Origin of the sequence: Allobrachymonas denitrificans DSM 15123 (genome assembly GCF_900110225.1) — a bacterium.
Taxonomy (GTDB): domain Bacteria; phylum Pseudomonadota; class Gammaproteobacteria; order Burkholderiales; family Burkholderiaceae_C; genus Brachymonas; species Brachymonas denitrificans.
The window spans coordinates 1059939-1081838 of record NZ_FOCW01000001.1; the positions used below are offsets into that span (position 1 = coordinate 1059939).

Below are 21900 nucleotides of genomic sequence, written 5' to 3' on the forward strand. Positions count from 1 at the left end.
AGTGCTTTATGCACCGGCCTCAGGCGGGCAGGTGAATACTCACGCCGATTCCATCTCGCGGTGCCGCTTGATGCAGACCCAATCGTCCTTGAAGTCCTTGTACAGCTGCTCGACCAGGAACACCGAACGGTGCTGTCCGCCGGTGCAGCCCACTGCCACGGTGACGTAACTGCGGTGGTCGTTGGAGAGTTCGGGCAGCCAGTGGTTGAGAAAGTCGCGGATGTGCTGGCGCATCAGCGTCACGGCCGGTTGCTGCTGCAGAAAATCGATCACCAGGGCATCGCGCCCCGTCAGCTCGCGCATGCCCGGCTCGTAATGGGGATTGGGCAGCATGCGCACATCGAAGACATAGTCGGCATCGGTGGGCACACCGCGCTTGAAGGCAAACGATTCGAACACCAGCGTCAGCTGGCTGTGCTGCACGGCCAGCAGTTGCTTGATCTGGGTGCGCAGCTGGGCCGGGCGCGACATGGTGGTGTCGATGACCTCGGCCATTTCGCGGTAGGCCGCCAGCAGTTGGCGTTCCTGGGCGATGGCGTCGCGCAGGTCGTGCACCTGATCGTGCGTACTGACCTTGGTGAGCGGGTGCTTGCGGCGGGTCTCGGAGAAGCGGCGCACCAGGGTCTCGTCGCTGGCGTCAAGAAACAGCGGCGTCACATGCACGCCACCGTGACGCAGGGCATTGATCTGGACCGGAATCAGCGGGAGGGAGTTGGCGCTGCGCACATCCATGGCAATGGCGATCTTGTCGCTGTCATGGGTCTTTTCCACCTCGATGAAGGGCAGCAGCAGCTCCGGAGGCAGGTTGTCCACGCAGTAGTAGCCGGCATCTTCCAGTGCGTGCAGCGCCACCGACTTGCCCGAGCCGGACATGCCGCTGATGATGACCAGATGGATATTGGTCTGCGGTTCGGGAGCGACGAGGGCGGAGGTTTCGGTCATGGCGTTTCCTGGGACTGCGGGAGTTACGCGGGAGTGCGCGCTCTGGCCTGTTGCAGCATTTCGCCAGCGTGGGCCAGAGTGGTGGCGGATTCGGCATCGCCGCCAAGCATGCGGGCGATTTCGTGCAGGCGCTCGGCTTCGGCCAGCATTTCGGCGCTGCTGACGGTGGCTGTCTGGGCCCCGCTGGCGGTCTTGAAGACGCGCAGGTGGTGGTCGGCACAAGCGGCCACCTGCGGCAGATGGGTTACGGCCAGCACCTGGCGGTCCAGTCCGAGCTGCTGCATGAGCTGGCCCACGGTGTGGGCGACCTTGCCGCCGACGCCGGCATCCACTTCATCGAAGATCAGCGTGGGCGCTGTCCCCAGTTGACTGGTGGTGACGGCAATGGCCAGGGCAATGCGGGACAGTTCGCCGCCCGAGGCCACCTTGGCGATGGGGCGGGGCGTGCTGCCGGCGTGGCCTGCAACGAGGAAATCGATGGTGTCCGCGCCATGGCTTGCCGGTTGCGGAGCAGGGGCGACATCGACGACGAAGCGCCCGCCTTGCATGCCGAGTTGCTGCATGGCCTCCGTGATGGACTGGCCAAGCTGCAAAGCAGCCTTCTGGCGCAGTTGCGTGAGGCGCGTGGCTTCGTCCTGGTAGGTGCTGCGCGCAGACTGTTCGGCCTGCTGCAAGGCTTCCAGATCTTCGGCCGCATCCAGTTCCTGCAGCTGCTGCTGCCAGCTGTTCCAGGTAGCCGTCAGCTCCTCGGGCTGCACGCGGAAGCGCCGTGCCAGCGAAATCCAGCCGGACAGGCGCTGGTCCAGTTGCGCCAGGCGATCCGGATCCAGCTCGGTGCGGTTGAGGTAGGAGTGCAGGCCGCGCTGGGCTTCTTCCAGTTGCGTCTGGCTGCTGGCGAGCAGGGCAATCCATTCGGCAAACGCGGGTTCGATATGTTCCTGTTCCTGCAGCGCGTGGACGGCGGTGTGGAGCGTATCGAGCAGGCCGTGCTGCTCGCCTTCCAGCGCCTGTAGCGCGGTGCCGGCGGCATCCAGCAATTGCTGCGCATGGGCCAGGCGCTGGTGTTCGCTATTGAGTTCTGGCCACTCGTCTGCCTGCGGAGAGAGCTTGTCGACTTCGGCTACCTGCCATTGCAGGCGCTCGCGTTCCTGCTGGCGCTGCTCCTGGCCTTGCGTGGCCTGTTCCAGCTTCTCGCGCGCGGCTTGCCATTGCTGCCACAGCGTGCGGATGGGAGCGGTGTCGATGCGGCCATAGCCGTCGAGCAGGGCGCGCGTGCTGGCGGGCTGTATCAGGCTTTGCCAGGCATGCTGGCCGTGGATGTCCACCAGCAGGCTGCCGAGTGCGCGCAACTGGGTGGCCGTGGCCGGTGTGCCATTGATCCAGCCGCGGCTCTTGCCCTGGCTGTCGATCAGGCGGCGCAGCAGCAGGCCTTCTTCGGCGTCTGCTTCGATGCCATATTCATCCAGCAGCGGTGCCAGCGCCGGGGTGATGTCGAAGTGGGCGGTGATGTCTGTGCGGCTGCAACCCTCGCGCACAAAGCCGGCATCGGCGCGTGCGCCCATGACCAGTTGCAGCGCATCCACCAGAATGGATTTGCCTGCGCCTGTCTCGCCGGTGAGCACCGTGAAGCCGTTGTGAACATCCAGATCCAGCGCCTGCACGATCACGAAATCCTGCAGGGCGATACGCCGTAGCGCCATGGTCAGTTGCTCCCGCTGTTCCAGTGCAGCTTTTCGCGCAGGGTGTCGAAGTAGTTCCAGCCTTGCGGATGCAGGAACAGCGCCTCATGCTCGGAGCGGCGCACCACGATGCGGTCGCCAGGCTGCAGCGAGGACAGCGACTGCGTGTCGAAGTTGGCGCTCGCCTTGCGGCCCGAGACCACCTCGATGGTGATTTCGCTCGAATCGTTGAGCACGATGGGGCGGTTGGACAGGGTGTGAGGCGCGATCGGCACCATCACCCAGCCGGCTACGGACGGGTGCAGCAGCGGGCCGCCGGCAGACAGCGAGTAGGCCGTCGAGCCGGTGGAAGTGGACACGATCAGGCCGTCGGCGCGCTGGTTGGACACGAAATGCCCGTCCACCTCGATGCGCAGCTCGACCATGCCGGCCGTGCTGCCGCGGTTGATGACGATATCGTTGAAGGCCAGCGCCTCGAACACGGTGCTTTCGCCGCGCTTGACCTGGCCCAGCATCATGCTGCGGTGGTCTTCGATGTAGGCGCCGCGCAGCATGGGCGGCAACGCCTCGCAGATGCGGCCCAGGGGAATGTCGGTAATGAAGCCCAGCCGGCCCTGGTTGATGCCGATCAGCGGCACCTTGGCCGGCGCCAGGGTGCGGGCAGCACCCAGCATGGTGCCGTCACCCCCGACCACCACGGCCAGATCACACTGTTCGCCAATCTCGACCATCTCCAGCGAGGGGTAGCGGGAGTTGAGGCCGGTCATTTCGGCCGCGCGGAATTCCATAGCGACCTGGCAGCCGTTGCGCTCCAGGCATTCGGCCACGGCCAGCATGATTTCGGGAGGAGTGCCTTCGGAATGAGAAGCCTGCTGCAGGTTATTGCTTTGCAGGAATTTTCCAATCAGTCCGACATGGTGAAATTGGGGCTTCATACTTACATTAGATCATTAAAATGTGACGCCATGCTCGACGATCGTGCCAAGTTGCTGCTCAAGACCCTGGTCGACCGCTACATCGCGGACGGCCAGCCCGTGGGTTCCCGAACGCTCTCGCAAACGGCGGGGCTGGAACTGTCGCCGGCCACCATCCGCAACGTGATGGCGGACCTGGAAAATCTGGGCCTGATTGCCAGTCCGCACACCTCGGCAGGACGCATTCCCACAGCGCGCGGCTACCGGCTTTTCGTGGACACCATGCTCACCGCCGATCCGGCGCACCTGTCGGTGTCCATGCCCACGCTGGCCCTGCCGCCCGAGCAACCGCAGAAGGTGATCGCCAATGCCGCCAACATGCTGTCGAGCCTGTCGCAGTTTGTGGGCGTGGTGATGAGTCCGCGGCGCGGGTCGGTCTTTCGGCATATCGAGTTCCTGCGCCTGTCGGAAAAACGGGTGCTGGTAATCATCGTCTCGCCGGAAGGCGATGTGCAGAACCGTGTGCTTTTCACCGAAACCGACTTCGACCAGAGCCAGCTGGTGGAAGCCGCCAATTATCTGAACGCACATTACAGCGGGCTTGCACTGGAGCAGGTGAGCGTGCGCCTGAAGGACGAGGTGGAATCGTTGCGCAGCGAAATCGCCGCGCTGATGCAGGCGGCCATTGCGGCCAGCACCGAGGCCATGCACGAGCATGAGCAGGATGTGGTGATTGCCGGAGAGCGCAACCTGCTGTCCGTGAGCGACTTCTCGACCGACATGTCGCAATTGCGCCGCGCCTTTGATCTGTTTGAGCAGAAGACCACGCTGATGCGCTTGCTGGATGAATCCAGCCAGGCAGCGGGGGTGCATATCTACATCGGCGGCGAGAGCCAGGTGGTGCCGGTGGAGGAGCTCTCGGTGGTGAGTGCCCCCTACAGCGTGGACGGCACGGTGGTGGGCACGCTGGGCGTGATCGGGCCGGTGCGCATGCCGTATCAGCGCATGGTGGAGATTGTGGACATCACGTCGCGGCTGGTGAGCAATGCGCTGAGCCAGCGCTGAGGAACGTGCCGCTGCGAGTTGACTGGCTTGCCTTGCTAAGGGGAGGGCGGCTGTGTTCCGGACAGGCAAAACAAAAACGCCTTGCATTGCTGCAAGGCGTCTCTGAACTTTCTGGTGCGGCTGGCAGGATTCGAACCCACGACCCCTTGGTTCGTAGCCAAGTACTCTAATCCAACTGAGCTACAGCCGCAGAAAGGAGAACAAAACGCCTCGAAAGGCGTTTTGTAATGTTGGTGCGGCTGGCAGGATTCGAACCCACGACCCCTTGGTTCGTAGCCAAGTACTCTAATCCAACTGAGCTACAGCCGCTGAAGCATTGAAGTATAGCGTAATTCTTGCGGTGGTGACAAGAATTTTTAAAAAAACTACGCATAGAACGAGCGGTTGGAAGAGCGAGCTTCCTCATGCGAAGCAGTTATGATTTCGGCGCGAGCCGTACGGCTTGCACCCATCAGAAAGGCTGCCGTCTTTGATTCGGCGGCCATCGTAGTTACCAGTCATGAGGTGTCCAGTTGGATCTGCATTCATCTCCCCCCGGGCGTGCAACATCGCCCTTGCAGCCTGCGCGCTACGGCAGTGCAGGCACCCGTATCGCAACCTTGCTGCTGGGCCTGACCCTGGCTCCTGTGGCCATGGCGCAGCAAGCAGCGCCGTTGTCATCCGTGGCGGTGGCGGCAGCTACCTGTGCCAACTGCCATGGCACAGATGGCCGTTCGCCCAGCTTCATCCCCAGCATTGCCGGCCAGCCCAAAAACTGGTTGCTACAGCGTCTGCAGGATTTCAAGGCCGGCACCGATCCGCGTGCCACGGTCATGACGCGCCTGATGAAGGGTTATGACGATCAGGAGCTGCAGGCCCTGGCCACCTGGTTCTCGGAGGTGAAGCGATGAGCAGGCAGCTGGAATCCGGAATTTCCCGCCGCAAGCTGATGGGAGGCATGGCCGCTGGCGGTCTGCTGCTGGGCGCACCGGCACTGGTGCACGCGCGCCAGGCATCGGCCCACGTGGTGGTGGTAGGAGGGGGTTTTGGCGGTGCCACGGCAGCGCGCTATCTGCGCCGCTACCTGCCTGAGGTGAAGATCACGCTGGTGGAGCCGGCGCAGCGTTTTTACACCTGCCCGTTCTCGAATCTGTACCTGGCGGGCCTGCGCAGCTGGGAGAGTATCGGTCACGGCTTTGACGGCCTGCGCAAGTTGGGCATCGAGGTGGTGCATGCCAGCGCGGAGGGCGTCGATGCCGCCGCCAGGACTGTGCGGCTCTCCAACGGCAGCACCCTGAAGTGGGACAAGCTGGTGCTGTCACCCGGCGTGGACATGCAGTGGAACAAGCTGAATGGCTATGACGAGGCGGCTGCCGAGCTGGCCCCCCATGCCTGGAAGGCCGGCCCGCAGACCCAGTTGCTCAAGCGCCAGCTGGAAGCCATGAAGGACGGCGGCACCTTCGTCATGACGATTCCGGAAAACCCGTTCCGTTGCCCGCCCGGCCCCTACGAGCGCGCGGCCATGGTGGCGCACTATTTCAAGCAGCACAAGCCGAAATCCAAGATCCTGCTGCTGGACGCCAAGACTGCCTTCTCCAAGCAGGCGCTGTTCATGCAGGGCTGGAAGGCACTGTATGGCGAAATGATCGAATGGATCGGGCAGTCGGACGATGGCGAAGTGGTGCGCGTGGATGCGCGCAAGCGCGAGGTCGAAACTGCCTTTGGCCAGATTCACAGGGCCGATGTGCTGAACGTGATTCCGCCGCAGAAGGCCGGTTTCATTGCCGAGCGCGCCGGGGTGAGCAATGGCAGTGGCTGGGTGCCGATCAAGGGCGATACCTTCGAGTCGGCCCAGGTGCAGGATGTGTTCGTGGTGGGGGATGCCACCATCGCCGCGCCCATGCCCAAATCCGGCTTTGCGGCCAACACGCAGGGCAAGGTGGTGGCGGCAGCCATCGCAGCCCAGGTGCGTGGCCAGGACTTGCCGGCGGCATCCTATGCCAATACCTGCTACAGCCTGATCGGTCCCGGTTACGGCATTTCGGTGGCTGGTGTTTACCGTGCAGAGAACGGCAAGGTGATCGAGGTGCCCGGTTCTGGTGGCGTCAGCCCGCTGGATGGCGATCAGCGCTTCCGCCAGGCGGAAGCCCGCTATGGGGAAGGATGGTATGCTGCCATCACTGCCGATATCTGGGGTGCCTGAAAAGCATTCCGGAGTGGGCGGTACCGGGGTTTTTTCATACCCCATCCCCCAGGGGTGCATGGCGCCCCTTTGATGTAAACCCGCTGATCTGTTCAGGCGGCCGGCTATCGGTGTGTGCCGGCCCGCAAGCCTATATCGGCGTAGACAGGAGACACCCTCATGGTGAAACGCAGAACTTTTCTGGCGGCTCCGCCAGCCATGGCGCTGGGCGCTGCCAGCCTTCCCCTGACCGGTCTGGCTGCGCCGGCCGTCCTGAACAGCGAATCCCGGCTGTTGCCCCCGGCGAGCAAGAAACCTCGCGTCGTGATCTGCGGCGGCGGTTGGGGCGGGATGACGGCTGCGCGCTACGTGCGCCAGTACGTGCCGAATGCCGATGTGGTGCTGCTGGAGCGCAACCCGACCTTCTGGTCCGGCCCGATGAGCAACAAGTGGCTGGTGGACATCGTCAATACCGACTTTGTGCACCACGACATGACGCATGCCGCCAACAAGTACGGTTATCGCCTGATCCAGACCGAAGTGAACGGCTTCGATCGTGCCAAGCGTCAGGTGCGTACCGCGCACGGCGTGGTGGACTATGACTACCTGATCCTGTCGGGTGGCATCCGTGACGACTTCGAGGCCTGGTTTGGCGAAGACCGCGAGGCGGTGGCCTATACCAGCAAGCATTTCAACAGCGCCTACATTCCCAACGCCAAGATGCACACGGTGAAGGCCAAGCTGAAGAACTTCAAGGGTGGCACCATGGTCATGACGCTGCCGCCGCCGCCGCACCGCTGCCCGCCATCGCCGTACGAGCGCGCCTGCCTGATGGCCTGGCACATGAAGAAGAACAAGATTCCCGGCAAGATCCTGATTCTGGACCCCAAGCCCAAGATCGGCCCGATCGGCGAAGGTTACCGCCAGGCCTTCGAGGAGCTGTATCCCGAGATCATCACGCACGTGCCGAATGCCGGCGTCAAGAGCCTGGATCCGTACAAGAAGCGCATTGTCACTGCCGCGGGCGAATACGATTTCGACGATGCCATCCTGATGCCTCCGCACCAGGCTGCCGACATGGTGTGGCACGCCGGCCTGATCGGCAAGGGCGCAGACGGCAAGCCGACCGGCTGGGCCGACATGGACCCGCGCTACTTCACTGCGCGCAGTGATGACCGCGTGTACTTCGTGGGTGACGTGATGGGCGCGATTTCGCCGCAGTTTGGCTACTACCCGAAGAGCGCCCACGTGGCCAATGCCATCGGCAAGATCGTGGCGCGCAACATCTCCGAGCGCGTGGCCGGCAAGGAAGTGGTGGCACGACTGCCCGACAACCTGTGCTACATGATGGTGAATGGCGATCCGCAGGAAGAAATCGCGGTCAAGTTCGACTATGCGGTAGATGCTGCCAGCGGCCATGTGCACCAGACCCAGATCGATCTGGATGTGCGCACCAATGACATGGTGAAAGAGGACTTCGCGTGGATCAAGGGACGGTTCGATGATTTCCTGTTCTGACGTCCGGGAGGCCAACCCTGGCCGCCGCAAACTGATCGAGCGTGCGGCATGGGGGGCAGGGCTTTCCATGCTGTCGCCAGCGCTGATGGCGCAAACGGTTGCGGCCGATGCGCCGGTCAGCCCGGCCGTGACCAAGCTGGTGGAAGACTTTGCCAAAGGAGCCAAGCTGCAATCCGAAGGCCTGAAGCTGGATCTGCCGGTGCTGGGGGACAACCCGGCATCGGTGCCGGTCAAGGTCAGCGTGACGCTGCCCATCAGCGAGCGGAGCTATTGCGAGGAGCTGATCGTGATTGCCGAAAGCAATCCGCAGCCGCTGGCCAGTACCTTCCATTTCACGCCCTACATGGGCACGGCCGAAGCCGCCATCCGCCTGCGCCTGATCGCCTCGCAGAACATCCGTGCCCTGGCGCGCATGAGCGACGGCAAGGTGCTGACGGCACGCCAGTTCATCGAAGTGGCGCCCGGCAGCTGCGGACTGTAAAGGAGAGCCAGACATGTTGAGACCCCCACGTATCTGGATCAGCAGTGCCACGCCCAAGGCAGGCGAGCGCGTGCGCGTGCGCGCCCAGGTGGACCACCGCATGGAAACCGGATTGCGTACCGACGACGGCGGCAAGACGATTCTGCGCAACATCACCAACCGCTTCGAGGCCACGCTGGCCGGACAGCGTCTGTTCCTATGGAGCCCGGAAATTTCCGTGGCCCAGGATCCCTACATCGAGTTCCTGTTCGTGGCCCGCAAGTCGGGCACGCTGAACATGGTGTGGACGGATGATGCGGGCAAGACGCAGACGGCTGCGCGGGAATTGAAGGTGGGATGAGGATCAGGGCTTTCGAAGGCAGCCATTGATGCGCTTTGGGAGCGCGCTGGTGCTGTTGGCAACCCGGTAAGTCTCTGGCTGTTTGTGTTTGCCTGTGAGTGGGTGAGAGACTTGGCTCTAAAACGTGGTAGAAAAATACCCATCAAGGAGCAGCAATGAACTGGTTCACCCGACTCACCGGTTTCAAGGAAACCACCTACGAAGCAACCCGTGCCGGGCTGGAAGTGCGGGGAGAGGCGCTGTGTTCCAGCGTGAACGGTGCGTCCTGGGGCATCGGCACCTTTGAAATGGCCTCGCTGGCCGACTTGCGGGCGCGGGTAGCGGCTGGTGCGGGCATGGCGGGGCGGCCACGGGTGAGCATCGTGCAGGGCAACGTGCGGGAGATGCATCTCGATCCGGCCTATGCAGGTGCGCTGTTTCAGGTGGCCAGCCAGTTCAATGCGCTGGAGATGGTGGCTCCCGGCGTGACGCCGGAGGAGGGCGTTACCCGCTACGAGCATGACCATACCCAGGGGCCTTCCTGTGCCATTGCGGCAGGCGCGGCCACCATCTTCCGCAACTATTTTGTTCCCGTCGGCGATCAGCTTGGCCAGACGGCGCAACGGCAGCTGGACGGGCTTGCTGGTGTAGGCATGGAGTTGAGCCGGGTGCTTGGACGGCCGGTGGCGGACCTCTGGGAGTGGCGCAACGGCTATGTGCTCTGCACGCGTGCAGGGCTGGATCTGATCGCGGCGTATCTGGCCGAAGTGGGGCCGGAGGGGACTAATGCCCTCGGGGCCCTGCTGCGGATTGGCATTCACACCGATGTGGAAGTAACGATCGGCGCGCTGCCGGGGCCGCTGGTCTCGCAGGCGTTCTGTTCGGCGTTGCCCGTAGCCTATGGAAACGTGCCCAGGAAGCATTGGGCTGCATTTGCACAGCTGATCCTGGATGCAGCCTACGAGGCGACGTTGTTGCAGGGAGTGCTCAACGCCCGTCGGGGTGCTTCAAGCATTGTGCTGCTCACGCTGCTGGGCGGTGGCGTGTTCGGCAATGCGCCTGATTGGATCCACACGGCCATCCGGCGAGCGGTGCAGCGTGTGGGTGCGGTTGATCTGGACATCCGGATCGTGTCTTATGGGGCGCCTTCGGCCGAGACGCAAGCGCTGGTGCGCGAACTGGCGTAACCGGCAGGGGCTGCCGGGCAAGACCGCCGCCTCAGGGAGTTGGGCGCAATGCCGAGCAATGGCAGAGACGCGCTGCCAGAAATTCATACAACAAGGAAAAACAAGACATGCATGACATCATCTGCCCGCACTGCCACAAGGCGTTCAAGATCGACGAGGCGGGGTACGCCGATATCCTGAAACAGGTGCGTGACAGCGACTTCGAAAAGCAGCTGCACGAGCGGCTGGAGCTGGCCGAGCAGGACAAGCGCAATGCCGTCGAGCTGGCCAAGGCAAAGGCAGCCAGCGAGTTGCAGAAGGCAGCTGCCGCCAGGGATGCCGAGATTCAGGGGCTAAAGGCCAGGCTGGAGACGGACGAGGTTGCGCGCAAGCTCGCCATCAACGAAGCGCTGAGCGCCATCGAAAAGCAGCGTGATGCGCTGGCCAACGAACTGGAGCAGGCCCGGCAGGAACAGCAGGCATCAGCCAGGCTGGCTGAAGCGACGTTGCTGCACGAACTGCAAAAGGCGGCTTCAAAGAAGGAGGCCGAAATCCAGGAGCTGAAAGCCAGGCTCGATGCCAGCAATATCGCACAGCGCCTTGCGGTGGCCGAGGCGGTCAACGTTGTCGAGAAGGAACGTGATGACCTGAAGAGCGGGCTGGATCGTGCGAAGCTGGAGAAGGATCTGGCCGAAAAGTCGATGAAGGAGCGCTACGAAACGCAGATCAAGGACCGGGACGACATGATCGAGCGGCTGCGCGACATGAAGGCGAAGCTGTCCACCAAGATGGTGGGGGAAACACTGGAGCAGCACTGCGAAACCGAGTTCAACCGCATCCGCGCCACGGCGTTTCCGTACGCGTATTTCGAGAAGGACAACGATGCGCGGAGTGGCAGCAAAGGAGACTACATCTTCCGCGACACGTCGGAAGACGGGACGGAGGTCGTTTCGATCATGTTCGAAATGAAGAACGAGAACGATACGACGGCGACAAAGAAGAAGAACGAGGATTTCCTGAAGGAGCTCGACCGTGATCGCACGGAAAAGGGCTGCGAGTATGCCGTTCTGGTGTCGCTGCTGGAGCCTGAAAGCGAACTCTACAACTCCGGCATTGTCGATGTCTTCCACCGCTACCCCAAGATGTATGTGGTGCGGCCGCAGTTCTTCATTCCGATCATCACGCTGCTGCGCAATGCGGCGATGAAGTCGCTGGCTTACAAGTCGGAGCTGGCCTTGGTCAAGGCGCAGAATCTTGACATTACCCGGTTCGAGACGCAGCTGGAGGATTTCAAGACGGCGTTCGGGCGCAACTGGCGCCTCGCTTCGGAAGGGTTTGCCGAGGCTGTCAGGCGCATTGACGAGGCGATCAAGGATCTTGAGAAAACCAAGGAAGCGCTGTACAAGTCGGCCAACAACCTGCGGCTGGCCAATGACAAGGCGGAGGATTTGACCATCAAGCGGCTGACGCGGGGGAATCCTACGATGAAGGCGAAGTTTGATGAGGCGAGGGGGCAGGGGGCGGTTGGGGCAGAATGACTTGGGGCAGTGGGCTGTTCTCCAGTCCTTGCGCGTCAGGGTGCGAAAATCGTGCCCCTAACTTACATCCCGGCTACACAGGGTTAGGAAATCGCTGCGTAGAAGAAAAAGGGGTCTACGAAATTGCTCTAACCCATTGATTTTATTTGGTAGGGCGTGAGGGACTTGAACCCCCGACCAAGGGATTATGAGTCCCCTGCTCTAACCAACTGAGCTAACGCCCCCCAGCCGCGCCATTGCAGCGCGTAGCCCGCCATTGTAAACCGAGCGCTACGCCCGCGTCACTCAACCGCTGGTGTCTTGCGCGTCACCATCACTTGGTCGATGCGGTAGCTGTCCACGTCCATCACCTCGAAGGTGAAGTTGCCCACCGTGACAGTATCCGTCCGCTTGGGGATACGACGCAGCATCACCATCAGGAAGCCGGCCAGCGTCTCGTAGCTGTCTTCGTCCGGCAGGGTGTCGATGCCCAGGGCACGCTCCACATCGCCGATGGGCGTGATGCCGTCGATCAGCCAGGAGTTGTCGTCGCGGCGGACGATCATTTCCTCTTCGTCCATGGCCACCAGATCGCCCATCACGGTGCTCATCACATCGTTCAGCGTCACCACGCCGACCACCATGCTGTACTCGTTTACCACTACGGCAAAATCCTCGTGCACCTGGCGGAACTGGTCGAGCACCTCGGCCAGCGTCACTTGGGCGGGCACCACCAGCACCTTGTGCAGCAGCGCCGGATCGCGCAGGTTGATGGGCTCATTCTTGAGGGCGCGCTGGAACAGGTCCTTGGCGTCCACGTAGCCGATCACATGGTCCAGATCGTCCTGCACCACGGGGTAGGTGGAGTAGGGCTGTTCGGTGATGCGGGCGCGGATGATCGTGTCCGAGTCGTCGATGTTGAACCAGGCAATGCGGTCGCGCGTGCTCATGGCGCTGGCCACGGTGATGCTGTCCAGCTCGAACACGTTCTCGATCACGCGCTGCTCGTTGCGTGCCAGCAGGCCCGATTGCGCACCCGCTTCGGCCAGCGAGAGGATGTCATCGGGCGTGACGCGGTCATCGCGCTGTGCCGGCATGCCCGAGACGCGCAGCACCAGGTCCGTGATGCGGCTGTAGAACCAGACAATGGGCTTGAGCAGTGCCACGCAGGCCTGCATGGGGCGGATCAGGCGCACCGCAAATTTTTCCGGCTGGCTCATGCCGATGCGCTTGGGCAGCAGGTCGGACAGCAGGATGAAGGCCGAGATGATCGCGATGAAGGAGAGGGCCGCGCTCAGGTGGCGTAGCACCACGGGATTGTCGATCCAGTACAGCGCATCTGCGATATAGGGGGTGAGACTGCCTTCGCCCACGATACCGCCGAGGATGGCGACGGCATTCTGCCCGATCTGGACGGCGGTGAAGTAATACCCAGGTTGCTCCTGCACATGCAAGACAGTGTCTGCGCGGGGGTCTCCGTCATCGGCCATTTGCCGCAAGCGTACGCGGCGCGATGCAGCCAGCGCAATTTCCGCCATGGAAAAGAAGGAGGAGGCCGCGATCAGGGCCAGCAGGATGACAAGACTCTGGGTAAAGCTCATAAAGATCCAGTTGGGTCGAACACCGGTAACCGCGGCGATGCGCTGGCGCCATCGCACTCCCTGCGGTTACCACGAAGCCGGACACGGGCGGCCCGGCTCAGGCATCTCAGGCCTGGAGCAACTGTTGCAGTTCGCCGCTTTCGTACATCTCCATCATGATGTCGGAGCCGCCGATGAATTCGCCCTTGACATAGAGCTGGGGAATGGTCGGCCAATTGCTGTAGTCCTTGATACCCTGGCGGATTTCGTCATCTTCCAGCACGTTCACGGTCTGCACATCCTTGGGATCCACGCCGCAGGCCTTGATGATCTGGATGGCACGGCCGGAAAAGCCGCACATGGGGAAGCTGGCGTTACCCTTCATGAACAGCACGATGGGGCTGCCTTTGACCAGGGTGTCGATGCGTTGTTGGGTTTCGTTCATGGTGTGCTCGCTACGAAAATCAGATGTCTGAGAAGGGCGCAGCCATGCATAGCTCCGCCCGAGTCGGTCAATTATCAGTGATATTGCTGCCTGCGCCGTGTGGGTGAGGGGCAGACCTTGCTGGTTTCGGGGCTACAGCGGGTGATTGCCTGTTCTGGATCAAGTCCATTGGCCGCCGGTACAGCGCGCAATGCCGGCCAGATCGTTCCGCGACTGCACCTGCGTGAACCCCTGCTCGCACAGCAATGCCTGCACGGCTACCGACTGATCATGGCCGTGTTCAAGCAGCAGCCAGCCGCCGGGTTTCAGGTAGAAGGGCGCCTGCGCGATGATGGCGCGGATATCGTCCAGCCCGTCCGCGCCGCTGGCCAGGGCAGACAGTGGCTCATGCCGCAGCGCGGCCAGATGCGGGTCATCGTCGGGAATATAGGGCGGGTTGCTGACGATCAGGTCGAAGCGGGGCGCTTGCGGGCCGAAGGCCTGCAGCCAAGAGCCGTGTGCGAACTGCACCGGAAGCTGCAGGCGTTCGGCATTGGACCGCGCCACGGCCAGCGCATCGTCGCTGGCGTCGCAGGCATGGACGCGTGCGTACGGGGCGTTGGCTGCAATGGCGCAGGCGATGGCGCCGCTGCCGGTACCGAGATCCGCAATGCAGGGCTGGTCTGCAAAAGTGGGCAGCAACTCCAGTGCCCAGTCCACCAGGGTTTCCGTATCGGGGCGTGGATCGAGCACGCGGGCGTCCACAGCGAGTTGCAGTCCGTAGAAGGCGTGAAACCCACGCAGGTAGGCCACGGGTTCGCCTGCCAGGCGTCGCCGCATCAGTTGCTGCCATAGTGCGTGTTGTTCCGTGGTGAGTAGGTCACCGTCATGGATCAGCAACCAGGAGCGGTCGCGAGCATCCTGCCCCACGGCATGCAGCAGCAGCAATTGGGCATCCAGGCGCTCCAGTCCCGCTGCCTGTCCCTCACGCAGGGCTTGTGCCAGTGTGACGGGGGTATCCGTGGAGGGGCAGGGCGACTCAGTCATTGACTTCCAGCTCGGCCAGTTGCTCTGCCTCACGCGCATGGCGCAGGGCCTGCAGCACTTCCGACAGGTCGCCATCCATCACGAAAGTGAGCTTGTACAGGGTGAGGTTGATGCGGTGATCCGTCAGCCGCCCCTGCGGGAAGTTGTAGGTGCGGATGCGGTCGCTGCGGTCGCCACTGCCGACCAGACCCTTGCGCATGGCCGCTTCCTTGGCGGCGCGTTCGCTGCGCTCCTTGTCCTGGATACGCGCCTGCAGCACCTGCAGCGCCTTGGCCTTGTTGCTGTGCTGGCTGCGGCCGTCCTGGCATTCGGCCACGATGCCGGTAGGCAGGTGCACCACACGCACGGCGGAGTCGGTCTTGTTGATATGCTGGCCGCCGGCACCGCTGGCGCGGAAGGTGTCGATGCGCAAATCGGCCGGGTTGAGCGTGATGGCTTGCGCCGGATCGGGCTCCGGCATCACGGCCACGGTGCAGGCGCTGGTATGGATGCGTCCCTGCGTCTCGGTGGCTGGCACACGCTGCACACGGTGGCCGCCAGATTCGAACATCAGCGTGCCATACACGCCCGTGTTGGTGTCCGTGCTGTTGGCGCCTTCCATGCGCAGCACGATTTCCTTGTAGCCGCCGATCTCGCTCGGCGATTCGCTGATTACCTGCACTGTCCAGCCCTGGCGCTCGGCATAGCGCGTGTACATGCGCGCCAGGTCGCCGGCAAACAGGGCAGATTCATCGCCGCCGGTGCCGGCACGGATTTCCACGAAGGCCGGGCGGCCTTCATCGGGGTCCTTGGGCAGCAGCAGGCGCTGCAGTTCGTCCTCCAGCTTCACCAGTTCGGCTTCGCCGTTGCTGATTTCTTCTTCTGCCATTTCCGCCATGTCCGGGTCGTCCAGCATGTCGCGGGCGGTGGCCACGTCGGCTTCTATCTGGCGGTAGCGCGTGAAGCGGCCGGCAATCTGGCCAATCTCGTTATGCTCGCGCGACAGCGCCAGGAACTGCTGCATGTCCTGCATGATGTCTTCGCGGCTGAGCAGGAAATCCAGCTCGTGCAGGCGTTCGGCGTAGCGGGCGAGCTGGGTGCGGAGAAAGGGTTTCATGCGGAGCAGGGCGGAAAGGGGAAAGACGGAAGACCGAGGCAGCGGCGAAGGGGTAAGCCCGCAGGCGCGCAGACAAAAGGCGGCCAAGGTTGGCCGCCCGTGTACGCGGGATAGCTAGCGCTGCTTGTTCAAAAACAGGCGCTGCACGGTCTCTGCGGCCTGCACCTGGCGCGACAGTTCCGTGCTCTGCAGCTCTTTCATCGTGCCGTGCAGCATTTTCTGCGTCAGGCCACGGGAAAGCGATTCCAGCACAGCCTCCACATCATCGCCCTTGGCCAGGCGCTTGCGTGCCTTGGCGATTTCCATTTCGCGCCATTCGTCGGCGCGCTGGTTGACCTGGCGGATCAGCGACACGGCCCCGTAGTTGGGGTCGCGCTGCTGCAGCCAGTGCATGAAGTTGCGCACGCCTTCGTCGATGATGGCTTCGGCTTGCGCCACGGCTGCCTGGCGGTTGGCCTGGCCGGTCTGCACCACGGTGGCGAGGTCGTCCACGGTGTAGAGATAGGCGTCGTTCAGTGCCTTCACTTCGGGCTCGATATCGCGCGGCACGGCCAGATCGACCATGAACATGGGGCGATGGCGGCGCTTCTTGAGCGCGCGTTCGACAGCGCCCAGACCGATGATGGGCAGGGTGCTGGCAGTGCAACTCACCACGGCATCAAATTCATGCAGACGCTCGGGAATGTCGGCCAGCTTCATTACGCTGGCGCCGAAGCGGTTGGCCAGTGCTTCGCCGCGTTCCATGGTGCGGTTGGCAATCACCATCTGCTTGGGATTGCGCGCGGCAAAGTGGGTGCTGGCCAGTTCGATCATCTCGCCGGCGCCCACGAACAGGATGCGGATCTGGCTCAGGTCCTCGAACAGTTGCGAAGCCAGACGCACGGCCGCGGCGGCCATGCTGATGCTGTGCGCACCAATTTCGGTGCTGCTGCGCACCAGCTTGGCCACGGAGAAACTGCGCTGGAACAGCTGGTTGAGCGTGGTGCCCAGGCTGCCGGCGGCCTCGGCGGCGCGCACGGCATCCTTCATCTGGCCGAGGATCTGCGCCTCGCCCAGCACCATGCTGTCCAGCCCGCTGGCCACGCGAAAGGCATGGCGTGCCACGGTGTCGTTCTGAAGCGTGTAGGTGTAGTCGCGAAGCGCGTGCTCGGGCACATTGCCCGCGCGGGCCAGCCACGCAAGCGTGTGGTCGATATCGACGCGGTCGCTCGCGCAGTACACCTCGGTGCGGTTGCACGTGGAGATGATGGCTGCTTCGGGATGCTGCGCAAAAGTCTGGCGCAAGCCGTGCAGGGCCGGACCCATCTGGTCGACCGCAAACGAGAAGCGGCCGCGCAAATCCAGCGGTGCGGTGTGGTGGTTGATGCCTAGAGCCCAGACTGACATGGCAGGGATTATAAAATCGAAGCTGGCCGCCTGTCTTGACGACGCTCTAGACTCCAGCAGGGCAGGCGTGTACTTTTTGCTCCCGTTTGCGCGGAAACCCTTGTCCATGGGACTGTTTGCCCTCTTCAATCACCTGTTCAACTTTGTGCTTCCTGCCATTTGGCTGGCCAGTCTGCTGTTGCTGACGCACCGTGTGTTGGCCCGGCGCCGCGATGTCACGCTGCGCTGGCAGCGTGAGTGGCTGTGGCTGTTCGTCTCTGGCGTGCTGATCCTGCTGCTGGGCATGCTCCTGCTGCAGCGCGACGGCGGCATGCTCACCTACGTGGCGCTGGCGCTGGGCATGGGCGGCATGCAGCAATGGCTGCTGCGCCACTTCCGCCGCCGCGAAGCACCGGTTGCCGAAGCAGAAGAATTGCCCGTTGCGCCCTGGCACCAGGGTGATACAACGCGGCATTAACACCACAGTGCTGTTGCCGGGCATGCCTTGAACGCATCGCATGTCCCACATGCCGTAGGGACAGTCCCTACTGGACTAAAATTCGTACTCGTGCTCCTTCCACCACGCGCCAGGGCCAGTTTTCTGGCGCGCCGACGAGGCTTTACCTGCCCATGAACGCTCCCGTTTTGCACAAGAACGTGCTGGCCCTCCAGCACGCTGCCCAGCGTATTCGCGAAATTCCCTATAACTACACCAGCTTCTCCGACGCCGAGATCGTCGAGCGTCTGCTCGGCCGCCATGGCTGGGAGTTGCTGAACACGCTGCGCGGCGAGCGCGAAACCGGCCGATCCGCCCGCATGCTCTACGAGGTGCTGGGCGACATGTGGGTGATCAAGCGCAACCCGTATGTGCAGGACGACCTGCTCGACAACCCCAAGCGCCGTGCCCAGTTGATCGAGGCCATGCGTCACCGTCTGGGCGAGATCGAGAAGCGCCGCACCGGCAGCATCGACAAGGTGCGTGACGACGCCGTGGGCGAAGTGCTGGCGCTGGCCCATGAGGCCGTCAACAGTTTCGAACGCTCCTTCGGCGTGACGATCGACCTGCGCGACAAGGTGCTGCGCCGTCTGCGCAAGCTGACGCAGAAGGACAACATCAAGTTCGACGGCCTGAGCCGCGTCAGCCACGTGACTGACGCGACCGACTGGCGCGTGGAATATCCCTTCGTGGTGCTCACGCCCGATACCGAGGCCGAAATGGCCGACCTGGTGAAAGGCTGTGTGGACCTGGGCCTGACCATCGTGCCGCGTGGCGGCGGTACCGGCTATACCGGCGGCGCCATTCCGCTCACGTGGATGAGCGCGGTCATCAACACTGAAAAACTCGACACTGTGACCGAAGTCGAGATGGTGCAGCTGCCCGGCGTGGCCGAGCCCGTACCTACCGTGTGGAGCGGCGCCGGCGTGGTGACCATCCGCGTGGCAGAGGCCGCCGAGCGTGCCGGCTTCGTGTTTGCGGTCGACCCGACTTCCATCGAGGCGTCCTGCATCGGCGGCAACATTGCCATGAACGCCGGGGGCAAGAAGGCCGTGCTGTGGGGCACGGCGCTGGACAACCTGGCCAGCTGGCGCATGGTGACTCCGGATGCGCAATGGCTGGAAGTGCACCGACTCAATCACAACCTGGGCAAGATCCACGACGTGGACGTGGCCAGCTTCGAGCTGCGCTACTTCGAAGCGGACGGCAAGACGCCGATCCGCACCGAACGCCTGGACATCCCCGGTGCCACTTTCCGCAAGGAAGGTCTGGGCAAGGACGTGACGGACAAGTTCCTGAGCGGTCTGCCCGGCATCCAGAAGGAGGGCTGTGACGGCCTGATCACCAGCGCGCGCTGGATCGTGCACCGCATGCCGGCGCACAGCCGCACCGTCTGCCTGGAGTTCTTCGGCAGCGCCAAGCTGGCGGTGCCCAGCATCGTCGAGATCCGCGACTACATGTTCGAGGAACAGAAGCGTAGCGGCGTGCTGCTGGCCGGCCTGGAACATCTGGACGACCGCTACCTCAAGGCCGTGGGCTATGCCACCAAGAGCAAGCGCGGCGCCACTGGCGAACTGGGCGGCAACGGCCTGCCCAAGATGGTGCTGATCGGCGACATCGTGGGCGACGATCCCGACGCCGTGGCCCGTGCCACCAGCGAAGTGGTGCGCATCGCCAACAGCCGCAGCGGCGAGGGCTTCATCGCCACCACGCGCGAAGCGGCCAAGAAGTTCTGGGCTGACCGCAAGCGTACCGCCGCCATCAGTCGCCACACCAACGCCTTCAAGATCAACGAGGACGTGGTGATTCCGCTGCCGCGCATGGCCGAGTACACCGATGGCATCGAACGCATCAACATCGAGTTGAGCCTGCGCAACAAGATCCGCCTGGCCGATGAACTGCTGGAGTTCTTCGAGCAGCCGCATCTGCCGCTGGGCAAGTTCGATGCCGAAACTGCCTCCATGGAACCCGGCGATCCGGCCGACATGCTGGCGACGCGCGTGCGCGAAGCCCGTGCGCTGATCACCGGCGTACGTGCCCTGTGGCAAAACTGGCTGGACAATATTGACCAGCATTTCGAAGCCCTGCAGGACCACAGCCTCCGTGCCAGCTGGAAGCTGCAGATCCGCAACCCGCTGCATACCCTGTTCAGCGGCGAAGTGTTCAAGCCGCTGCTGGAGGCAGTGGATGCGGTGCATCAGCGCGTGCTCAAGGGCCGTGTCTGGGTGGCGCTGCACATGCACGCGGGTGACGGCAACGTGCACACCAATATCCCCGTCAACAGCGATGACTACGACATGCTGCAGCTGGCCCACGAGGCGGTCAAGCGCATCATGGCGCTGGCGCGTTCGCTCGACGGCGTGATTTCCGGCGAGCACGGCATCGGCATCACCAAGCTGGAATTCCTGACGGACGAGGAACTCGCGCCGTTTGCCGACTACAAGGCGCGCATCGACCCCGAAGGCCGCTTCAACAAGGGCAAGCTGCTGCGTCCGGTGGTGATGAGCGAGAAACAGCGTGCTGTCTACGTAGGCACCACGGCGCTGGCCGACCTGAGCAATGCCTATACGCCCAGCTTTGGCCTGATGGGGCATGAGTCGATCATCATGCGCCAGAGCGATATCGGCTCGATTGCCGACAGCGTGAAGGACTGCCTGCGCTGTGGCAAGTGCAAGCCGGTGTGCGCCACGCACGTGCCGCGCGCCAATCTGCTATACAGCCCGCGCAACAAGATTCTGGCAACTTCGCTGCTGGTCGAAGCCTTCCTGTACGAAGAGCAGACGCGCCGCGGCATCAGCATCAAGCACTGGAGCGAATTCGAGGACGTGGCCGAGCATTGCACGGTGTGCCACAAGTGTTTCGATCCGTGCCCGGTGGACATCGACTTTGGCGATGTCTCCATGAACATGCGCAACCTGCTGCGCAAGATGGGCCAGCAGAGCACGCGTCCCGGCAAGTCGGCGGCCATGCTGATGCTGAACGCGACCGAGCCGTCCACCATCAACCTGCTGCGTGCCGGCATGGTGAACGTCGGCTTCAAGGCGCAGCGTGCGGCAGTGGACTTCTTCAAGGTGGCAGGGCGCCACCAGACTGCGCGTCCGCCGGCCACGGTAGGCACGGCTCCGGTCAAGGAGCAGATCATCCACTTCGTGAACAAGAAGTTGCCGGGCGGCCTACCGACGCGTACTGCCCGTGCGCTGCTGGATATCCAGGATCGCCAGTACGTGCCGGTGATCCGCGATCCGCAGAACACCTCGGTGGATAGCGAAGCGGTGTTCTACTTCCCGGGCTGCGGCTCCGAGCGCCTGTTCAGCCAGGTCGGCCTGGCAACGCAGGCCATGCTGTGGCATGCCGGCGTGCAGACCGTGCTGCCGCCGGGCTATGTGTGCTGCGGCTACCCGCAGCGCGGCGCCGGCCAGTTCGACGTGGCCGAGAAGATGATCACCGACAACCGCGTGCTGTTCCACCGCGTGGCCACCACGCTCAACTACCTGGACATCAAGACCGTGGTGGTGAGTTGCGGTACTTGCTACGACCAGCTGCAGGATTACGAGTTCGAGAAGATTTTCCCGGGCTGCCGCATCATCGACATCCACGAGTTCCTGCTGGAAAAAGGCATCACGCTGCCCAAGCCGGAAGGCTATCTGTACCACGATCCCTGCCACACGCCGCTCAAGCTGCAGGACCCCATGAAGACCGTCAAGGGCCTGCTGGGTGATGCTGTGGTGAAGAGCGATCGCTGCTGCGGCGAGTCGGGTACGTTGGGTGTCAGCCGACCGGACATCTCCACGCAGGTGCGCTTCCGCAAGACGGAAGAGATCCGCAAGAACGCCGTGGAACTGGCCAAGCTGCAGCAGGAGAATGGCCTGACGGCTCCGACCCTGCGTAACGGCGATCCCAAGGTGAAGATGCTCACCAGCTGCCCGAGCTGCTTCCAGGGTCTGAGCCGCTACAACGAGGATCTGCCCAATGGCCTGATGGAAGCCGACTACATCGTGGTGGAGATGGCGCGCCAGATCCTCGGCGAGGACTGGATGAAGGGCTATGTCGATGCCGCCAATGCGGGTGGCATCGAGCGCGTGCTGGTGTAAGCCGGAACGCGGCGCAGACGGTAAAGGCTGGAGAAGCGA

At 63.1% G+C, this 21900-nt stretch carries 18 protein-coding genes and 3 tRNA genes; 10 read left to right on the plus strand and 11 right to left on the minus strand.

Features of this window, described 5'->3' with window-relative positions:
* Positions 1–39: 39 nt before the first annotated feature.
* The 3 genes from rapZ to BMW28_RS04935 are packed head-to-tail and all read right to left on the minus strand — an operon-like array spanning position 40 to position 3556.
* On the minus strand, positions 40–942 hold the full coding sequence (gene rapZ / locus BMW28_RS04925; RefSeq protein WP_091814552.1) for an RNase adapter RapZ: 903 nt from the start codon (positions 940–942) through the stop codon (positions 40–42).
* Positions 943–965: 23 nt separating this feature from the next.
* A complete protein-coding gene (recN, locus tag BMW28_RS04930) occupies positions 966–2642 on the minus strand; it encodes a DNA repair protein RecN (RefSeq protein WP_091814554.1) in 1677 nt (558 codons plus the stop codon).
* A 2-nt stretch (positions 2643–2644) separates the two neighbouring features.
* On the minus strand, positions 2645–3556 hold the full coding sequence (locus BMW28_RS04935) for an NAD kinase (RefSeq protein ID WP_091814557.1): 912 nt from the start codon (positions 3554–3556) through the stop codon (positions 2645–2647).
* Positions 3557–3586: 30 nt separating this feature from the next.
* Between BMW28_RS04935 and hrcA the strand changes: the two genes are divergently transcribed.
* Complete coding sequence (gene hrcA / locus BMW28_RS04940) at positions 3587–4600, plus strand: heat-inducible transcriptional repressor HrcA (RefSeq protein ID WP_091814559.1); 1014 nt, start codon at positions 3587–3589, stop codon at positions 4598–4600.
* Between the two features lie 112 nt (positions 4601–4712).
* Here the strand turns inward: hrcA and BMW28_RS04945 are convergent.
* A tRNA-Arg gene (locus BMW28_RS04945) sits at positions 4713–4790 on the minus strand.
* A 41-nt stretch (positions 4791–4831) separates the two neighbouring features.
* A tRNA-Arg gene (locus BMW28_RS04950) sits at positions 4832–4909 on the minus strand.
* A 245-nt stretch (positions 4910–5154) separates the two neighbouring features.
* On the opposite strand from BMW28_RS04950, the gene BMW28_RS04955 reads away from it, so the two are divergent.
* The 7 genes from BMW28_RS04955 (at position 5155) to BMW28_RS04985 (ending at position 11783) form a co-directional block, all read left to right on the plus strand.
* Positions 5155–5490 carry a c-type cytochrome gene (locus tag BMW28_RS04955; protein ID WP_234969979.1) on the plus strand — a complete coding sequence of 112 codons (336 nt, stop codon included), beginning with the start codon at positions 5155–5157 and terminating at the stop codon, positions 5488–5490.
* Positions 5487–6782 carry an NAD(P)/FAD-dependent oxidoreductase gene (locus tag BMW28_RS04960; RefSeq protein WP_091814561.1) on the plus strand — a complete coding sequence of 432 codons (1296 nt, stop codon included), beginning with the start codon at positions 5487–5489 and terminating at the stop codon, positions 6780–6782. The genes BMW28_RS04955 and BMW28_RS04960 overlap by 4 nt, the downstream gene beginning before the upstream one ends.
* 162 nt (positions 6783–6944) lie before the next feature.
* On the plus strand, positions 6945–8279 hold the full coding sequence (locus tag BMW28_RS04965) for an FAD-dependent oxidoreductase (protein ID WP_091815529.1): 1335 nt from the start codon (positions 6945–6947) through the stop codon (positions 8277–8279).
* Positions 8263–8760, plus strand: a complete 498-nt coding sequence (locus tag BMW28_RS04970; protein ID WP_091814564.1) for a thiosulfate oxidation carrier protein SoxY — start codon at positions 8263–8265, stop codon at positions 8758–8760. Before BMW28_RS04965 ends, BMW28_RS04970 begins: the two co-directional genes overlap by 17 nt.
* 13 nt (positions 8761–8773) lie before the next feature.
* Entirely contained in the window at positions 8774–9100 is a 327-nt protein-coding gene (locus tag BMW28_RS04975) for a thiosulfate oxidation carrier complex protein SoxZ (RefSeq protein ID WP_091814567.1), read from the plus strand.
* A gap of 155 nt (positions 9101–9255) precedes the next feature.
* Positions 9256–10266: a hypothetical protein gene (locus BMW28_RS04980; protein WP_091814570.1), complete on the plus strand. Its 1011-nt coding sequence runs from the start codon at positions 9256–9258 to the stop codon at positions 10264–10266.
* Between the two features lie 107 nt (positions 10267–10373).
* Positions 10374–11783 carry a DUF2130 domain-containing protein gene (locus BMW28_RS04985; RefSeq protein ID WP_091814573.1) on the plus strand — a complete coding sequence of 470 codons (1410 nt, stop codon included), beginning with the start codon at positions 10374–10376 and terminating at the stop codon, positions 11781–11783.
* A gap of 147 nt (positions 11784–11930) precedes the next feature.
* On the opposite strand, the gene BMW28_RS04990 is transcribed toward BMW28_RS04985, so the two are convergent.
* The 6 genes from BMW28_RS04990 to hemA form a co-directional block, all read right to left on the minus strand.
* Positions 11931–12007: transfer RNA gene (locus BMW28_RS04990), tRNA-Ile, on the minus strand.
* A gap of 57 nt (positions 12008–12064) precedes the next feature.
* The gene (locus tag BMW28_RS04995) at positions 12065–13363 is read right to left on the minus strand and encodes a polyamine export protein PaeA (protein ID WP_091814576.1); all 1299 of its coding nucleotides are present in this window, start codon (positions 13361–13363) and stop codon (positions 12065–12067) included.
* Positions 13364–13469: 106 nt separating this feature from the next.
* Positions 13470–13787: a Grx4 family monothiol glutaredoxin gene (gene grxD, locus BMW28_RS05000; RefSeq protein ID WP_091814578.1), complete on the minus strand. Its 318-nt coding sequence runs from the start codon at positions 13785–13787 to the stop codon at positions 13470–13472.
* A 159-nt stretch (positions 13788–13946) separates the two neighbouring features.
* Positions 13947–14813 carry a peptide chain release factor N(5)-glutamine methyltransferase gene (prmC, locus tag BMW28_RS05005; protein WP_091814580.1) on the minus strand — a complete coding sequence of 289 codons (867 nt, stop codon included), beginning with the start codon at positions 14811–14813 and terminating at the stop codon, positions 13947–13949.
* Entirely contained in the window at positions 14806–15909 is a 1104-nt protein-coding gene (gene prfA / locus BMW28_RS05010; RefSeq protein WP_091814584.1) for a peptide chain release factor 1, read from the minus strand. Before prfA ends, prmC begins: the two co-directional genes overlap by 8 nt.
* A 114-nt stretch (positions 15910–16023) precedes the next feature.
* Positions 16024–17295, minus strand: a complete 1272-nt coding sequence (gene hemA / locus BMW28_RS05015; protein ID WP_091814586.1) for a glutamyl-tRNA reductase — start codon at positions 17293–17295, stop codon at positions 16024–16026.
* A gap of 106 nt (positions 17296–17401) precedes the next feature.
* On the opposite strand from hemA, the gene BMW28_RS05020 reads away from it, so the two are divergent.
* Complete coding sequence (locus BMW28_RS05020; RefSeq protein WP_091814589.1) at positions 17402–17752, plus strand: hypothetical protein; 351 nt, start codon at positions 17402–17404, stop codon at positions 17750–17752.
* Positions 17753–17904: 152 nt separating this feature from the next.
* On the plus strand, positions 17905–21861 hold the full coding sequence (locus BMW28_RS05025) for a DUF3683 domain-containing protein (RefSeq protein WP_091814592.1): 3957 nt from the start codon (positions 17905–17907) through the stop codon (positions 21859–21861).
* Positions 21862–21900: the final 39 nt, after the last annotated feature.

What these genes read in the sequence shown, in the direction of transcription:
- rapZ (WP_091814552.1), bottom strand. Translation starts at nt 942, where the DNA reads ATGACCGAAACCTCCGCCCTCGTCGCTCCCGAACCGCAGACCAATATC.
- recN (WP_091814554.1), bottom strand. Translation starts at nt 2,642, where the DNA reads ATGGCGCTACGGCGTATCGCCCTGCAGGATTTCGTGATCGTGCAGGCG.
- BMW28_RS04935 (WP_091814557.1), bottom strand. Translation starts at nt 3,556, where the DNA reads ATGAAGCCCCAATTTCACCATGTCGGACTGATTGGAAAATTCCTGCAA.
- hrcA (WP_091814559.1), top strand. Translation starts at nt 3,587, where the DNA reads ATGCTCGACGATCGTGCCAAGTTGCTGCTCAAGACCCTGGTCGACCGC.
- BMW28_RS04960 (WP_091814561.1), top strand. Translation starts at nt 5,487, where the DNA reads ATGAGCAGGCAGCTGGAATCCGGAATTTCCCGCCGCAAGCTGATGGGA.
- BMW28_RS04970 (WP_091814564.1), top strand. Translation starts at nt 8,263, where the DNA reads ATGATTTCCTGTTCTGACGTCCGGGAGGCCAACCCTGGCCGCCGCAAA.
- BMW28_RS04975 (WP_091814567.1), top strand. Translation starts at nt 8,774, where the DNA reads ATGTTGAGACCCCCACGTATCTGGATCAGCAGTGCCACGCCCAAGGCA.
- BMW28_RS04980 (WP_091814570.1), top strand. Translation starts at nt 9,256, where the DNA reads ATGAACTGGTTCACCCGACTCACCGGTTTCAAGGAAACCACCTACGAA.
- BMW28_RS04985 (WP_091814573.1), top strand. Translation starts at nt 10,374, where the DNA reads ATGCATGACATCATCTGCCCGCACTGCCACAAGGCGTTCAAGATCGAC.
- BMW28_RS04995 (WP_091814576.1), bottom strand. Translation starts at nt 13,363, where the DNA reads ATGAGCTTTACCCAGAGTCTTGTCATCCTGCTGGCCCTGATCGCGGCC.
- grxD (WP_091814578.1), bottom strand. Translation starts at nt 13,787, where the DNA reads ATGAACGAAACCCAACAACGCATCGACACCCTGGTCAAAGGCAGCCCC.
- prmC (WP_091814580.1), bottom strand. Translation starts at nt 14,813, where the DNA reads ATGACTGAGTCGCCCTGCCCCTCCACGGATACCCCCGTCACACTGGCA.
- prfA (WP_091814584.1), bottom strand. Translation starts at nt 15,909, where the DNA reads ATGAAACCCTTTCTCCGCACCCAGCTCGCCCGCTACGCCGAACGCCTG.
- hemA (WP_091814586.1), bottom strand. Translation starts at nt 17,295, where the DNA reads ATGTCAGTCTGGGCTCTAGGCATCAACCACCACACCGCACCGCTGGAT.
- BMW28_RS05020 (WP_091814589.1), top strand. Translation starts at nt 17,402, where the DNA reads ATGGGACTGTTTGCCCTCTTCAATCACCTGTTCAACTTTGTGCTTCCT.
- BMW28_RS05025 (WP_091814592.1), top strand. Translation starts at nt 17,905, where the DNA reads ATGAACGCTCCCGTTTTGCACAAGAACGTGCTGGCCCTCCAGCACGCT.